The organism is Acidisoma sp., assembly GCF_965199065.1.
Classification (GTDB): Bacteria; Pseudomonadota; Alphaproteobacteria; order Acetobacterales; family Acetobacteraceae; genus Acidisoma.
In genome coordinates this window covers 1,458,238-1,473,260 of record NZ_CBDAQN010000001.1, presented here as the reverse complement: position 1 = coordinate 1,473,260, position 15,023 = coordinate 1,458,238, and the positions used below count along the sequence as shown (strand labels likewise).

The window sequence follows — 15,023 nt, the reverse complement described above, 5'->3', positions numbered from 1 at the left end:
GCTGGTCCTCCCGCGTGTCGGGCGGCGTAGCGCCCGCACCGGCCCCCATGACGCCTGCAACGGTGTCGAGCCTTGCTACGCGACGGCGACGGCGACAGCCGCGGCCGTGCGAGGAACGGCAGATTTCATTTGCTGCTGTCGCGCTGCGGAGGCGTTGACGGCGCCTGCTTCGGCTGGCGCGCTGCCGACCTTGAAGTCGCACAGCATCGCGGTGAGCTTGTCGGCTTCGTTGAAGAGCGACTGGCTCGCCGCGTTTGTTTCTTCGACCATCGCCGCGTTTTCCTGCGTTACGCGATCCATCTGGCTGACAGACGAGTTCACCCGTTTCAGTGCCGTCGCCTGCTGATTGGCCGCGCCCGCGATGCCCTGCACGAGTTCCGCGAGGTCGCTGATCTGTCCGGTGATGCGCTGCAGGGTGTGGCCGGTCTCGTTCACAAGTTTGACGCCGGTGCCTACCTGCTTGCCGGACGCGGAGATAAGCGCCTTGATCTCCTTCGCGGCATCCGCCGAACGCTGCGCGAGCGCGCGCACCTCGGTCGCGACCACGGTGAAGCCGCGGCCCGCATCCCCCGCGCGCGCTGCCTCCACGCCGGCGTTCAGCGCCAGCAGGTTGGTCTGGAAGGCAATTTCGTCGATGACACTGATGATGTTCGCGATCTGGCGCGCCGAGGCCTCGATGCCCGTCATGGCGTTGATGGTGTCCCGCACGACCGTGCTGGAAGCCGTGGCGTCGGCGCGGGCGGCGGCGGCGAGCTCCGCGGCGCTTTTGGCGTTCTGGGAGGTCTGCTCCACCGTGCCGGTGACTTCCGCCAGCGTGGCGGCGGATTGCTCGAGTTGCGCGGCTTGCTGCTCGATGCGGCGGGCAAGGTCAGCTGCGGCGCCGTTGATTTCACGCGAACCTGTGGAGACTGAGTTCGTGCTTATAATCACGTTGTGCATGGTGCTCTCCATCCTGCTCGAGGCGAGATTGAAGTCCATGCGGAGGGTTTTGTAGTCGACGCTGAAGAACTTGTTGATTTTGTAGCTGAGGTCGCCGTTGGCGAGGCTGATGAGCGCCTTCGCAAGCTCCTCCACCACCTCTTTCTGGTTGGCCGAGGCCTGAGCGCGGGCCCGCTCGTTCTTTCCTCTCTCTTCGTCGGCTGCCGCGCGCACTGCCCCGGCCTCCGCTTCCGCCTCCCGGCGAGCGACGGCATTCGTCCGGAACACTTCCATCGCCACTGTCAGACGCCCGACGCAATCGGTATGGTCGGTGAAGCGGACGGGGGTCGTGATGTTCCCGGCAGCGAGCGCTTCCATCCTCTCGACTGTCGCGACGTAGGGGTTCGCGATGGCCGCGCGGCAGGCGAAGCCGGCGATGGCCGAGGCTGCGAGAATGGCGGCAAGCATTGCATGCCCCGTGGCGCCGCCAAGTCCGGTGCCGAACGTCCCGGTGCCCAGAAGGCCGGCCACGGCCACCAGTCCGAACTGCAGCCCGAAGGCGATGACCAGCTTGAGCCGGACAGGCGCAGCCTTGACATACCACTTCACGATCCGCTCACTCCGAAGAAGCTGCCACCTAGTAAAAGGATCTAGCTTAACGAGGGGTAAAGCCAGCCGCGGGCGAGCTTGCCCGAAGTAGGTTTTTCGTCCGGCCTACGCCTCGGCTGTCCGAACGGCTTAGCCTCTCGTTACTGTCCTGGCCTTCAGCAATACGTTGATCCGTGCGACACTTCCTCTCAAAGCAGCACAAGAAACGTTATCGGAACGTAAACCTGCTGCGTGTAATAGCGAGGGGGTTGACCGCATGTTGCACACGGATATGCAGCGCCGTCTGGCGGCAGAGTTTATCGGAACGTTCTGGCTGGTGTTCGGAGGCTGCGGCGCGGCCATTTTCTCGGCGGCCTTTCCGCAACTCGGCATTGGTTTTGTCGGCGTCGCCTTCGCCTTCGGGCTGACGGTGCTGAGCATGGCCTACGCCGTCGGGCATATCTCAGGCGGCCACTTCAACCCGGCTGTCACGCTCGGCCTGTGGTCCGCCGGGCGCTGCGCGAACAAGCACGTGGTGCCTTATGTCATCGTGCAGGTTCTCGGCGCGATCCTCGCCTCGGGCGCGCTCTATCTCATCGCCTCAGGCAAGCCCGGCTGGGTCCCGGGCGCGTTCGCCGCGAATGGGTACGGCGCTCTGAGCCCCGGCAAGTTTGCCATGCCCGCCTGCTTCCTGGCCGAGTTCCTGCTCACGTTCTTCTTCCTGATGATCATTGTCGGCACGACCTCCAAGGGTGCCGCCAGCGGCTTCGCGGGCATCCCCATCGGCCTTGCGCTCACGCTCATCCATCTGATCTCGATCCCGATCACGAACACCTCCGTGAACCCCGCGCGCAGCACGGGCCCGGCCTTGTTCGCCGGGGGCGCGTATACCGCGCAGCTTTGGATGTTCTGGATCGCGCCGATCCTGGGGGCGGTCGTCGCAGGTGCCCTTGCGCGAACTTTATGGGAACCTGCAACGATCACCGAGACGGTCGTCATCGAGGAAACAAGTGCGGCTTAGGGCGAGGCCGGCCGGCGGGTTTAGAAGCCGAGCTGGAAACCCTACTGGGTCGCCAGCAGCGCGGCCAGTTGCGGCGGAGTGCTTCCATCGCTCAAGGGATCGGCGGAGTACATGTAGTCCCCCATCCAGGGACCGCCGGCCCAGTAGGTCAAGCCCTGCCAGACATTGGTGTTCGCGTTGATGTAGTTCAGCGTGTTTGTGAACGCGGACAAGCTCGCGTTGTCGCTACAGACGCCGATCTCGCCGAGCCACAATTTTTTGCCGTTGGATTGTGCCCAGTTGGTCACGGCAGCCAAATCTTCCGGCCCGATCGTCGGCGAGACGATGCTGCAATCCGTACCGGTGGCTGCGGTATCGAGATACTCATGGATTTCGAAGACGGTCTTGTTGAGCGGGTCCGTTATGCCGACCATTGCTGCCGCGTCGCCGGAGCTTATCCATTGCGCGCCGCCATCCCAGTCGCTGCCGGAGGCCAAAATCGCCTGAGTGGCCCCCGTCGACCGGATTGCGTTGATCACCGCCTGGACGACGGCGGCCCAGTCGGTCGCGCTCTGGTCATGCGGTTCATTCTCGATCCCGAAGACAACGTTAGGAATGCTTTTGTAGTGTTCGGCCAGCTGTTTCCAATAATCCACGAAGGCGGAGGTCGGTGTGCCGGACGTTCCAATGTCGTTTCCAAAGGCGATGCCATAGTCGTGGTCGTCCACTATGACGCCCGCCTTGTCCTTTGCGGCCTCGGCGACAAAGGCATCGAGGTAGCCGAGTTGCGTCGTATCGAGCGAGCCATACTGTGTCGGCTGCAACCGCTGCCAGGCGACCGGAACGCGGAAGAAGTTTAGTCCGATGCCGGTGAAGTAATCAGCCTCCGCGGGCGTGGGGTAGATGTACCCGTAGCCATAGACGCCGCTCGTGGGGCTGCCGCTCTCTGCACCCGATAGGTTGACCCCGACATAGGATAGAGATGCGGCCTGAGCAGTGACGGCCGTGAGCGCAACGCCGAGCAGTTGCGTCACCGCCATGGTAAGTTTCTTCATTATCTTCTCCACGAGATCGCACGGGCAGAGGCATGGCTTCAGGCGCGCCTCAATCGCGTCTCACATTGCATGTTGTCACATCGTGTTGGCCGCGAACGGCACCAGACTCCTGCAAGGAAGCACAGAGTTGGCGCGACAGGCGCTGCCGTCCGTTGCAGTTAATTCAAATACGGTCGCAGATGCACCGTGTAACGGCCAAGGCTATTTTCCAATGATCTCGTCTCGTTCAGATGCAAACACAACCGCGTCGCGCGGAAGCGCCAGGAACGTCTACACTTAGTTCAATGGGAAGGTAAAGATATTTGCTCGGTCGTTTTCGGCACTTGATGATCATGTTCTTGAACATGTTGTCGACGGGCATGAGGTAATTTCAATCAAAGTCCCGGTTTCCGTATTCTTACTGAATTCGAGACTATTTAAACTAGAACTCGATGTAACGGAATATTCGGGTTCTACGGATGGTATGCCGCGCGTTGATGGTGGTAACGCGCCGGCCAATATTCGGATACCGCGCGCTCTACTCTTCTTCGAGCTTTTGTCGTGCGTCCTTCACGCCTTTGCCGGGCGGAGGATATTGCGGGTCGAGCGCCTCGAGCGTCGTCCGCAGCAGGGTCGCGACGAGCAGCCTCGCCACCCATTTATGGTCCGCGGGGATCACGTACCACGGTGCGTGGTCTACCGCGGTGGCGGCTATCGCCTCCTCATAGGCAGTCACGTACTTGTCCCAGAGAGCGCGCTCGGCGAGATCGGCGGGGTCGAACTTCCAGACCTTGTCCGGGCGGTCGAGGCGGCGGAGGAACCGGCGGCGCTGTTCATCCTTCGAGATATGCAGGAAGACTTTCCGCACCAGGATGCCTTGGTGGTCCAGATAGCGTTCGTGGGCGGCGATGTCCTCCAGCCGGCCGTGCCAGATGCGGTCGTTCAGCTCGGGTTGGGGCAGGTGCTCGGCCGCGAGCAATTCGGGGTGGAGGCGGGTGATCAGCACCTCCTCGTAGTAGCTCCGGTTGAAGACGCCGATTTCGCCGCGTACCGGCAGCGCCTGGGAGGTGCGGCGCAGGAAGTCTTCCCCCATCTCGTCGCGCGACGGCGCCTTGAAGGAGGCGACGCGCAGGCCGCCGGGGTCGATGCCGCGGCAGACGTGGCGGATGGTGCTGTCCTTGCCGCCGGCATCCATGGACTGCAGGACGAGCAGCACGCCCCAGCGGCGCTCGGCGACGAGACGAGCCTGAAGATCCGCCGTGGCGCGCAGTGTGGCCGCGAGCGCGCGGGCGCCGGATTTCTTGTCGAGACCGGGGATCCTGCTGTCGGTTTCATGCCGGCTCAGCGCGAGCGGGCCTGTTTCACGAATGCGGCAGGAACCGAGCAGCCGGCGGCTCTCCTCATAATGGTCGCTGATCGGCCTTCTCCTTGGCGTTGCGCGAGCTATATCAGGCTCATGAGGGCAAAGCGAAGGCCGGTGCTGCGATATATCCTCGGCGACCAGCTGTCGCGCGGCATCGCGGCTCTTTCGGACGCGGACCCTCGAAACGATGTCGTGCTGATGGCGGAGGTGGCGGACGAAGCCTCCTACGTGCCGCATCACCCGAAGAAGATCGCTTTCATCTTCTCGGCCATGCGCCATTTCGCGGCGGAGCTTCGCGAGGCAGGCTTCACCGTCGACTACGTGACGCTCGACGATCCGGCCAACACCGGCGCTTTCGGTTCGGAGCTTGCGCGGGCGGTCGAGCGGCTTGGGGCGGCGTCCGTGGTGGTGACCCATCCGGGCGAGTGGCGCGTGCTGCATGCGATGCAGGATTGGCAGGCGGAGGCTGGCGTGCCGGTGGAAATCCGGGAGGACGACCGGTTCTTCTGCTCGCGGGCGGAGTTCCGGGGCTGGGCGGAGGGCCGGCGTCAACTGCGCATGGAGTTCTTCTACCGCGAGATGCGGCGCGGCACGGGCCTCCTGATGGATGAGGACGGCACGCCTGCTGGCGGCGCCTGGAACTACGATGTTGAAAATCGCAAGCCGCTGCCGGCGCGGTTGGCGACGCCGCCGGAGTTTTTCGTGCAGCCGGATGCGGTCACGCGCGATGTGCTCGCGCTCGTCGGTTCGCGCTTCGGCAACAACTTCGGGACGCTCGAGGGGTTCGACTACGCGGTGACGGCTCGCGATGCCGAGCGGGCGCTCGCGCATTTTCTCGAGCACGGGCTGCCGTCGTTCGGCGACTATCAGGACGCCATGCGGCAGGGCGAGGACCGGCTCTTTCACTCCGTGATCTCGCCTTATCTGAATGCGGGGCTTCTCGATCCGCGCGCGGTCTGTGCCGCGGTGGAACAGGCCTGGCGCGACGGCTTGGCGCCGCTGAACGCCGTGGAGGGATTCATCCGCCAGATCCTCGGCTGGCGCGAATACGTGCGCGGCATCTACTGGCTGAAGATGCCGGATTACGCGCAGACGAACCGGCTCGGCGCCTACCGGGCTCTGCCGGGGCTGTTCTGGGGCGCGCCGACCGAGATGAACTGCCTGCACCAATGCGTCGACCAGACCCGGCGGCTTGCCCACGCGCATCACATTCAGCGGCTCATGGTGACCGGCAATTTCGCGCTGCTGATCGGCGCGCGGCCGTCCGAGGTCGCGGAGTGGTATCTCGCCGTATACATCGACGCCTACGAGTGGGTCGAACTGCCCAACGTGCAGGGCATGATCCTCTACGCGGATGGCGGCTATCTGGGCTCGAAGCCCTATGCGGCGAGCGGCAAGTACATCGACCGGATGTCCGATTACTGCCGTCACTGCCGCTACGACGTGAAGCAGACCACGGGCGAGCGGGCCTGTCCGTTCAATTTCCTCTACTGGAACTTTCTCATGGCGAACGCCCCGATGCTTCGGGGCAATCAGCGCATGGCGATGATCTACGCCTCGCTCGACCGGATGGACGAGGCGAAAAAGGCCGCCGTGCAGGATCAGGCGGCGGCCTTTCTTGGCGGATTATCGAGCGACTACTGATGCTTCCTGGACATCATCCGCGGTCGGTCTTGAAGCGATAGACGGTGCTCGACCGGAAGATATGGCCCGGCAGCAGGGTGGTCGTCGGGAACTGTGGCTTGTTCGGCGAGTCCGGGAAGTGCTGGGTCTCGAAACAGTAGGCGTCCGACTGGCGATAGGCGACGCCGGCCGTGCCCGCGGTGCTCCCGCTGAGGTAGTTGCCCGTGTAGAATTGGAGGCCGGGCTCCGTCGTCTCGACCTCCAGCATCCGTCCGCTGACCGGATCGTAGGCGCGGGCGGCGAGCGTCATGGCGTTCGGGCTCGGCTTGTCGAGCACCCAGTTGTGGTCGTAGCCCTTCTGCATGAGGATCTGCGGATGGGCGATGCGGATACCGGCGGCGATCGGTTTTGGCTGCCGGAGGTCGAGCGGCGTTCCCGCCACGGGGGCGATCTCGCCCGTAGGGATGCCTTCGGCGTCGACGGGCGTGTAGCTCTCGGCGTTGATCTGCACGATCTGGTCGAGGGCTGAACCCTGGTCGTTGCCGGCGAGGTTGAAGTAGGCGTGGTTGGTCAGGTTCAGCACGGTTTCGGCGGTCGTCACGGCCTGATAGTCGATGCGGAACTCATTGTCGTCGTTGAGGCTGTAGACGACTTCGACCTTCAGCGTGCCGGGGAACCCTTCGTCGCCGTCGGGGCTGACGTGGTTCAGCACCGCGGACAGCGCCTGGCCGCTCTGGGCGGCGGTGACGCTCCATAGGGCGCGGTCGAAGCCCACGATGCCCCCATGCAGTGTGTTGCCGTGGTCGTTGGCGGCCAGATGGTAGGTTTTGCCGCTGAGGGTGAAGGATGCCCCGCCGATGCGGTTGCCGAACCGGCCGATGAGGGCGCCGAAATGGCCGGCATTGGCCTCGTATCCGGCCATGTCGGGCTGATCCAGGGTGACGTTGGCGAAGTGGCCCGCGCGGTCGGGCGCGAGGATCGCCGTGACGATGCCGCCGAGGTCGAGAAACCGCACCTCCAGCCCCGCCGCGTTGCGCATGCGGTACTCCGTGACCGGCTTGCCCGACGAAAGGGTGCCGAAGGGTTTGTGGGTGAGGCCCATCGCCGCCGATACGCTACCGCTCTCTAGGCTCATTGTTTCGTTCCACCGGCGCTCATGATGTTGGCCCTCCTGTTGGAGGCAGCGTAGCCCCAGCGTCCGGGCAAGCCCATAGGGCGGCCTGAGGGACGCCCCAAAGTTTTCACTGCCATCCTCGTCAGGTTGTGTCATACACAACCCATGGTAGCAGCCGGAACCATCATGAACGAACCCGCGTCGATCCAGCGCAAGGCGGCGCGGGGCCGGCGCGCGCAGCGCAGCGGGATCGATGGCGAGAGCAAGGTGGCGCTTGCCCTCGCGACCAGCGGATGGACCATCCATGGCCGTCGGATGCGAACCGCCGCCGGCGAGATCGACATCGCGGCGGAGCGCGACGGGTTGCTCGCCCTGATCGAAGTGAAGACGCGTCGGGATCTCGACACTGCGGCTTACGCGCTTGGCGAGCGGCAACGCCGTCGTCTGTGCCAGGCGGCAGCCATCCTGCAGGGTGAAAATCCCAGCTGGGGCCAGGCTGGAACGCGGTTCGACGCGTGGCTCGTCGATGCCAAGGGTCATATGCGTCATGTGCCCGACGCCTTCCGTGACGAAGGCTGAAACGGCCGGGCCCTCAACTCCGGGGTGACGCTTCCGCCGATACGCTCTATCTCTGCTGCGCCGACGCGGCGCACATCAGAGCAGGACGTGGATGATCGATTACGGTTCGATACGGCCGCTCACCCTTCGCTCGGCCCTTTTTCTCGATCTTGATGGCACGCTGATCGACATCGCGCCGCGACACGACGAGGTCCGGGTCTCGCCCGAGTTGCCGGCCGTTCTGGCGCGACTGCGGAACGCTCTCGGCGGCGCGCTCGCCATCGTCAGCGGCCGCCCGCTGGACGACATCGTCTCTCTCATCCCGATCCCCGGCATCTGCGTCGCGGCTGAGCACGGCGCGCGCGTGCGTCTCCCGGACGGGACGCTGGAAGTCCACCAGGCGGCGCTGCCGGAACGCCCCGGCTGGATCGCGGCGATCAACGAGGCCTTGCCGCGCTGGCCGGGGGCCTTCCTCGAGGAGAAGACGATCGGTCTCGTGATCCACTACCGGCAGGCACCGAGCGATGGGGCCGGGATCGAGGCCTTCATGCGCGCGCTCATCGCGCCTGCGGATGGGCGCGCGGAGCTGCTCCCGGCTTTGATGGCCTTCGAAATCCGCCCCAAGGGCGTCGGCAAGGGCCACGCCGTCGACCGGCTGATGAAGCTCGCGCCGTTCGCGGGGCGCGTCCCCGTCTTCATCGGTGACGATGTGACCGATGAAGAGGGCATCGACGCCGCCGTGGCGCATGGCGGTGCCGGCCTGCATGTGGCACGCAACTTCGGCGGCGCCGCCGCCAACGTCAGGGCGTGGCTTGCCGACATGGCGGACCGTCTCTGAACCGACCTCCGCCGCATCGGCCCGCGCCCACGGAACGAAAGGAATCGCCTTGTCTCGCCTCGTCATCGTCTCCAACCGGGTGCAGATCCCGTCGGAGAAGTCGCCCCGCGCCGGCGGCCTTGCGGTCGCTCTCGGCTCCGGGCTCAAGCCTGGAACACTTTGGTTCGGCTGGAGCGGCAAGCGCGGGACGGGCGGCCGCACGCCCAGCATCCACGAGGCGCAAGGGGTCACCTATGCCACGGTCGACCTGACCGATAAGGAATACAACGAGTTCTACGTCGGCTTCTCGAACGGCGCGCTGTGGCCGTTGCTGCACTACCGCCTCGATTTCCTCGACTTCCTGCGCCACGAATACGACGGCTACCGCGGCGTGAACGCCTATTTCGCCGGCGCCCTGCTGCCGCTCCTGAACGACGACGACCTCGTCTGGGTCCACGACTACCAGCTCATCCCGGCCGGGTTGGAAATGCGGCAGCTCGGCGCGCGTCACCGCATCGGGTTCTTCCTGCATATCCCGTTCGTGCCGCCCGAAATCCTTGACGCGCTGCCGTGCGGCGTCCCGCTCCTCAAGAGCCTCTGCGCCTACGACGTGGTGGGTTTTCATACCGAGGATCACCGGCACGCCTTCCTCGCCTGCGTCAGCGCCTTCCTGGATGTGTCGCCCGACGAGGACGGCAGCTTCGTCTATGACGGACGACGGGTGCGGACGCTCAGCGATCCCATCGGCATCGATGCGGAGGAATTCGCCGCCATCGCCGCCCGCTCGGCCCGGGGCGCCGAGGTGAAGCGGATCCGCGAAAGCCTGTTCAGCCGGGCGCTCGCGATCGGCGCGGACCGGCTGGATTACTCCAAGGGCCTGCCCAACCGCTTCCGGGCCTTCGACCAGCTCCTGGAGCGCTTCCCCGAACATCGGGGCAACATCTCCATGCTGCAGGTCGCCGCGCGCTCGCGGGAGGATGTCGACCGCTACCAGCAACTCCGTCGCACGCTCGACCGGCTGGTGGGCGATATCAACGGCCGCTACTCCGAGTTCGACTGGGTCCCCATCCGCTACATGACGCGGGCGCTGAGCCGGAAAAGCCTCGCCGGCTTCTACCGTGTGGCGCGCGTCGGAGTGGTGACGCCGTTGCGGGACGGCATGAACCTGGTCGCGAAGGAATACGTCGCGGCGCAGTCGAGCGCCGACCCGGGCGTGCTGATCCTGTCACGCTTCGCCGGGGCGGCGGATCAGCTGCGCGAAGCCCTGATCGTCAATCCTTTCGACGCCGATGAAGTGGCGGAGGCAATCAATCAGGCGCTCACCATGGAGCTGCCCGAGCGGAAGGAGCGCTGGCAGGCGCTGCGGGAGACAGTCTGGGCGGGAACGCCGACGCTGTTCACGGACACCTTTCTCGACATGCTGCGTGCCTGAGAAGCGGTCGCTTCATTTGAGGTGCCTCAGGCAGCCGTAGGCGGCGATGGCGGAGCCACGGGCCGTCGCCCGCTGGACACTGCCTGCCATGATCAGCGCCTTGACGCGTGTCCTGAGCAGAGACCGCATGTCGGTGTCCGGGGACACGTAGGGTGCGGAATCCTGGTAGATCGTCATGGCTTCGGGCGGCAGGCTTTTCGAGCAGGCGAGTGCCGCGGCCTGGTCCTCCGCCTGGGCGGGTGCGGCAAGGACCGATCCGAGGCTGACGGCAGCAACGACAAGCCAAAGACTTGGCCGGTGCGACATGGAGGACGCTCCTGTGGTGCCGGAACCTTGCCGGCGTTGAAGACGGCGCGGCTCATGCCGATAGCACAAAGTTGTGAGAAATCCCCGCTTTGCTTCTGCGATGGTAGCGCTTTCATACACCTGCCGCGCGCGACCGGACTGCGTGGTGGCCAAAGACGATTATAATCATGGGGAGGAAGACGTCATGAAGCCCAAAGGGCTCGCTGCCTTTGTCATCGCCTTCGTCGCGGCGGCGCCGATCGCCGCTCTCGCACAGGGCGCGACCGCGCCCAATCCACCGCTCGCGCCCCTGCAGGAACCGGCAAAGACCTTGCCCGCGCCGTACGCGGACATCAGCCCGCAGATGCAGGCATTCATCGCCAAGCCGCTCAATCCGGACTGGAACGATCAATGGAAGACCGGCGCCGAGGCCCGCGCCTATGCCGACAAACAAGCCGCAGGCGTCGTGCCGACCATTCCGGGAATGCTCTCCCGGCTGCATGTGACGATGACATCGACGTCGATGGGCGGCGTCCACGTCTACGTCCTGACGCCCGCCGACATGCCGCCGGAGAACAAGGACAAGGTCCTCATTCACGTCCATGGCGGCTGCTACGTGCTGTTTCCGGGCGAGTCCGGCGCCACGGAGGGGATCATGATGGCAGGGTTCGCCCACTACAAGGTGATCTCGGTCGACTACCGCATGCCGCCTGAGGCTTATTTCCCAACCGCGCTCGACGATGCCGTCACGGTCTACAAGGAGGTCCTGAAGACGACAAAGCCGAAGGACGTGGCCTTCTTCGGCACCTCCGCCGGCGGCGCGCTCACGCTTGAGATGGTGTTGCGCGCACGGCAGGACGGGCTGCCTCTGCCGGGGGCCATCGCGCCGGGCACGCCGATGTCCGACGTGACCAAGACCGGCGACAGTTTCTACACCAATGAGAAGGTCGACAACGTCCTCGTTTCCCGTAGCGGGTTCTGCCACGCGGCGACCCTCATCTACGCCAAGGGCCATGATCTGAGCGATCCGCTGCTGTCGCCGGTCTATGGCGACATGCACGGCTTCCCGCCGGCGATCCTGACGACCGGCACGCGCGATCTGCTGTTGAGCAACACGGTGCGCGTGCATCGCAAGCTGCTGCGGTCGGGCGTGCCGGCCATCCTCGAGGTGTTCGAGGGTGAATCTCACGCGCAGTATCAGTTCGACGACACCGTGCCGGAAACCCGCGAAGCCTTCACTGAAATCGGCGCCTTCTTCGGCCAGTATCTCGGCCACTGACCCCATACGACCGGCGGCCGCTCGCGCGGCCGTCGGCGGCTAGAACTCGATCCCTTCCTGCGCCTTCACGCCCGCCTTGAAGGGGTGCTTCACCGCCTGCATCTCCGTCACGAGATCCGCGGCTTCCAGCAAGGCGGCGGGCGCGTTGCGTCCCGTCACCACGACATGCAGCCCCGGCCGCCGCGCCGTCAGCGTGCCCACAACCTCCGCGACATCGAGGTATTCGTAGCGGAGCGCGATGCACAACTCGTCGAGCACGACCAGAGAGACCTCCGGCCGCGCCATCTGCGCCCTTGCCTCGTCCCAGGCGCGGGCGCAGGCGGCGATGTCCCGCGCGCGATCCTGCGTCTCCCAGGTGAAGCCTTCGCCCATGCTGTGCCAGGCCAGAAGGTCGTCGAAGCGTGCAAGCGCGCCACGCTCGCCGGTGCTCCAGGCGCCCTTGATGAACTGCACGATGGCGACCGCACGGCCACGCCCCAGCATGCGCAGCGCGAGCCCCATCGCCGCCGTCGTTTTGCCCTTGCCCGGCCCGGTGTGAACGAGCAGCAGGCCTTTCTCGATCGTCTTGCCTGCCACCTCGGCATCCTGAACCGCCTTGCGCCGCGCCATCTTCTCGCGCCAGCGCCCAGCCTCGACGCCAGCCTCGACGCCGGCCTCGACGCCGGCCTCGACGCCGGCTTCAGGCTTCGGGCTGTCGCTCATTTCACCACCATCGGCAGACCGGCCACCATGAACAGCACCCGGTCGGCCCGGCTCGCGATCCGCTGGTGCAGCACCCCGGCGGCATCGCGAAAATCCCGCCCCAGGCGGTGCTCGGGCACGACGCCCAACCCGACCTCGTTGGCCACCAGCACCGTCGGCGCCGACCTCGCCGCCAGCACCGCGAGCAAGGCCTCCGTCGCGGCAGGCACGTCGCGCTCGCCGAGCATCAGGTTGGTCAGCCACAACGTCAGGCAATCGACGAGAACGGGCGCACCCGCCGCTTCGGCCAGTGCTGCGGGCAGGCGCAGCGGAGACTCGACCGTCTGCCACCGCTCGTCCCGCCTTGCCCGGTGCAGCGCGATCCGCGCCCCCATCTCGTCGTCCCAGCTCTCGGCGGTCGCGATGTAGGTCCATGGCGGCGGATGGGCGCCGATGAGCGCTTCGCCGTGCCGGCTTTTGCCGGATCGCGCGCCGCCGAGGATGAGGGTCACTGAGGTATCCGGTTGACGGGCCATTGGCCCGGCTCTTAGATCATTCCCGATGGTTCCTCCAACGGGCAACCGCTTGGAGGATGAAAAGGGAATGCGGTGCGGATGGCGACGCCATCCAATGCCGCGGCTGCCCCCGCAACTGTAAGCGGAAAGCCTGCCGGTCATTTTCCACTGGGCCCCTCGGGGTCTGGGAAGGACGACCGGACGGCGCCTGATCCGCGAGCCAGGAGACCTGCCATCGCACGGCTGTTGTTCCTTCCGGGCGGGGTGCCTCGGCGGGTTCGTTCCTCCAAGCCACGGGCCTCCGCCCGCGGCCGCATCCCCGTTTCCGCCCGACGCTGAGGGCGTGCTGAACCGGAGCGCGATGTGGCCACCCATACCCTCGACAACAACGCTACCTTGCATGTCTGCGTCACCTGCGGCTTCCCCGATGAGCCGCGGCCCGGCCTCATCCTGCATGACCGCATCGCCGCTCTCATGACGGAGGACGAGCCCTTCGCGCTGAAGCCCGTGACCTGCCTCGCCCTCTGCGGCGATGGCTGCTCCGCCGCCGCCACCGCCTCCGGCAAATGGGGCTACCTGCTCGGCCGCCTGTCGCCCGATCACGCCGACGACCTCGTCGCCTACGCCCGCCTCTACTCCGCCGCCGCGACGGGGACCGTCATGCCGAGCCGCAGGGCGCCGAGCCTGAAGGACGTCGTCATCGGGCGCATCCCGGGCCTGGAGCCGGCAGCATGAGCGCGCGCGTCCCCGCCACCATCATCACCGGCTTCCTCGGCGCCGGGAAAACCACGCTCGTCCGCCACCTGCTTCAGAACGCCGGCGGCCGGCGGATCGCGGTGATCGTCAACGAGTTCGGCTCCCTCGGCATCGACGGCGCGCTGCTCGCCGGCTGCGGCATCGAGGGTTGCGACGAGGACAGCATCGTCGAGCTGTCCAACGGCTGCCTCTGCTGCACGGTGGCGGACGAGTTCCTGCCGGCGATGGAGGCCCTGATGGACCGGCCGAACCCACCCGAGCATATCGTCATCGAGACGTCGGGTTTGGCTCTGCCCAAGCCGTTGCTCAAGGCGTTCTCCTGGCCGGCGATCCGCGCGCGGGTGACGGTGGATGGGGTCATCGCCGTGGTGGACGGACCCGCCGTCGCCGCCGGCCGCTTCGCCGATGATCCGGAGGAGGTCGCGCGGCAGATGGCCGCCGACCCGTCGCTCGATCACGACAACCCTCTGGCCGAGGTTTACGAGGACCAGTTGAACGCGGCCGACCTCGTGCTGCTCAACAAGACCGATCTCATGGGCGAGGCCGAACTGGCGCGTGTGCTGGCGGCGGTGAACGGCGCCCTGCCGCGAGCGGTGAAGGTGATCCCGGCGCGCGAGGGCCGCGTCGACCTTGCGGTGCTGCTCGGACTGGCGGCGCAGGCCGAGGACGATCTGGCGTCCCGGCCCTCCCATCATGACGCGGTCGATGGCGCGCACGAGCACGATGATTGGGAGAGCTTCGTCGTCGATGTCGGCGAGCAGCCGACGCCGGAGCCGCTGGTCGCGCGGCTGCGGGCGGCGGCGCAGGCGCATGACGTGCTGCGGATGAAGGGTTTCGCGAGCGTCACGGGCAAGCCGCTGCGGTTGGTGGTGCAGGGCGTCGGCGCGCGCTTTCGCCATGAATACGACCGGGCCTGGCGTCCGGAGGAGCCGCGCGGCGGGTCCATCGTGGTGATCGGACGCCGTGGCCTCGACCGTCCGGCGATCGAGCGGGCGATACTGGGATGAGCGCGAAAACGATCAAGCGCTTCTTGTTGCGAAAAGAAGCAAAAACTCTCTTC

15 protein-coding genes and 1 riboswitch are annotated in these 15,023 nt (G+C 66.0%); of the genes, 8 read left to right on the top strand and 7 right to left on the bottom strand.

What is annotated here, in order from left to right; all coding sequences use genetic code 11:
- Nucleotides 1-75 precede the first annotated feature (75 nt).
- Nucleotides 76-1,527, bottom strand: a complete 1,452-nt coding sequence (locus ACOEQ1_RS06945) for a methyl-accepting chemotaxis protein (RefSeq protein WP_419758462.1) — start codon at nt 1,525-1,527, stop codon at nt 76-78.
- A gap of 256 nt (nt 1,528-1,783) precedes the next feature.
- Here ACOEQ1_RS06945 and aqpZ point away from each other — a divergent pair, with 256 nt between their 5' ends.
- Nucleotides 1,784-2,527, top strand: a complete 744-nt coding sequence (gene aqpZ, locus ACOEQ1_RS06940; protein WP_419758461.1) for an aquaporin Z — start codon at nt 1,784-1,786, stop codon at nt 2,525-2,527.
- A gap of 41 nt (nt 2,528-2,568) precedes the next feature.
- On the opposite strand, the gene ACOEQ1_RS06935 is transcribed toward aqpZ, so the two are convergent.
- A complete protein-coding gene (locus ACOEQ1_RS06935) occupies nt 2,569-3,561 on the bottom strand; it encodes a glycoside hydrolase family 5 protein (protein WP_419758460.1) in 993 nt (330 codons plus the stop codon).
- A 517-nt stretch (nt 3,562-4,078) separates the two neighbouring features.
- A complete protein-coding gene (locus ACOEQ1_RS06930; protein WP_419758669.1) occupies nt 4,079-5,140 on the bottom strand; it encodes a PPK2 family polyphosphate kinase in 1,062 nt (353 codons plus the stop codon).
- On the opposite strand from ACOEQ1_RS06930, the gene ACOEQ1_RS06925 reads away from it, so the two are divergent.
- A complete protein-coding gene (locus ACOEQ1_RS06925) occupies nt 5,021-6,547 on the top strand; it encodes a cryptochrome/photolyase family protein (RefSeq protein WP_419758668.1) in 1,527 nt (508 codons plus the stop codon). The two genes, ACOEQ1_RS06930 and ACOEQ1_RS06925, sit on opposite strands and share 120 nt — an antisense overlap.
- Before the next feature lie 13 nt (nt 6,548-6,560).
- On the opposite strand, the gene ACOEQ1_RS06920 is transcribed toward ACOEQ1_RS06925, so the two are convergent.
- Complete coding sequence (locus ACOEQ1_RS06920; protein ID WP_419758459.1) at nt 6,561-7,661, bottom strand: aldose epimerase family protein; 1,101 nt, start codon at nt 7,659-7,661, stop codon at nt 6,561-6,563.
- 165 nt (nt 7,662-7,826) lie between these two features.
- Between ACOEQ1_RS06920 and ACOEQ1_RS06915 the strand changes: the two genes are divergently transcribed.
- The 3 genes from ACOEQ1_RS06915 to ACOEQ1_RS06905 all read left to right on the top strand — a co-directional run bounded on the left by ACOEQ1_RS06915 (nt 7,827) and on the right by ACOEQ1_RS06905 (nt 10,447).
- On the top strand, nt 7,827-8,219 hold the full coding sequence (locus ACOEQ1_RS06915) for a YraN family protein (RefSeq protein WP_419758458.1): 393 nt from the start codon (nt 7,827-7,829) through the stop codon (nt 8,217-8,219).
- Between the two features lie 91 nt (nt 8,220-8,310).
- Entirely contained in the window at nt 8,311-9,036 is a 726-nt protein-coding gene (gene otsB / locus ACOEQ1_RS06910; RefSeq protein ID WP_419758457.1) for a trehalose-phosphatase, read from the top strand.
- Nucleotides 9,037-9,085: 49 nt separating this feature from the next.
- The gene (locus ACOEQ1_RS06905) at nt 9,086-10,447 is read left to right on the top strand and encodes an alpha,alpha-trehalose-phosphate synthase (UDP-forming) (RefSeq protein ID WP_419758456.1); all 1,362 of its coding nucleotides are present in this window, start codon (nt 9,086-9,088) and stop codon (nt 10,445-10,447) included.
- A 12-nt stretch (nt 10,448-10,459) separates the two neighbouring features.
- On the opposite strand, the gene ACOEQ1_RS06900 is transcribed toward ACOEQ1_RS06905, so the two are convergent.
- Nucleotides 10,460-10,753 (bottom strand): hypothetical protein, encoded by a 294-nt coding sequence (locus tag ACOEQ1_RS06900; RefSeq protein ID WP_419758455.1) that lies wholly within the window; start codon nt 10,751-10,753, stop codon nt 10,460-10,462.
- A gap of 184 nt (nt 10,754-10,937) precedes the next feature.
- Between ACOEQ1_RS06900 and ACOEQ1_RS06895 the strand changes: the two genes are divergently transcribed.
- On the top strand, nt 10,938-12,011 hold the full coding sequence (locus ACOEQ1_RS06895; RefSeq protein ID WP_419758454.1) for an alpha/beta hydrolase: 1,074 nt from the start codon (nt 10,938-10,940) through the stop codon (nt 12,009-12,011).
- 39 nt (nt 12,012-12,050) lie between these two features.
- On the opposite strand, the gene cobO is transcribed toward ACOEQ1_RS06895, so the two are convergent.
- Entirely contained in the window at nt 12,051-12,713 is a 663-nt protein-coding gene (gene cobO, locus ACOEQ1_RS06890) for a cob(I)yrinic acid a,c-diamide adenosyltransferase (protein ID WP_419758453.1), read from the bottom strand.
- Nucleotides 12,710-13,228, bottom strand: coding sequence for a bifunctional adenosylcobinamide kinase/adenosylcobinamide-phosphate guanylyltransferase (cobU, locus tag ACOEQ1_RS06885; RefSeq protein ID WP_419758452.1), 519 nt, complete (start codon nt 13,226-13,228; stop codon nt 12,710-12,712). The genes cobO and cobU overlap by 4 nt, the downstream gene beginning before the upstream one ends.
- A gap of 9 nt (nt 13,229-13,237) precedes the next feature.
- Nucleotides 13,238-13,459: riboswitch (cobalamin riboswitch) on the top strand.
- Nucleotides 13,460-13,570: 111 nt separating this feature from the next.
- Here cobU and ACOEQ1_RS06880 point away from each other — a divergent pair.
- Both ACOEQ1_RS06880 and cobW read left to right on the top strand, forming a co-directional pair.
- Entirely contained in the window at nt 13,571-13,942 is a 372-nt protein-coding gene (locus ACOEQ1_RS06880; RefSeq protein WP_419758451.1) for a DUF1636 family protein, read from the top strand.
- Complete coding sequence (gene cobW / locus ACOEQ1_RS06875; protein ID WP_419758450.1) at nt 13,939-14,970, top strand: cobalamin biosynthesis protein CobW; 1,032 nt, start codon at nt 13,939-13,941, stop codon at nt 14,968-14,970. Before ACOEQ1_RS06880 ends, cobW begins: the two co-directional genes overlap by 4 nt.
- The last annotated feature ends 53 nt before the right edge of the window (nt 14,971-15,023 follow it).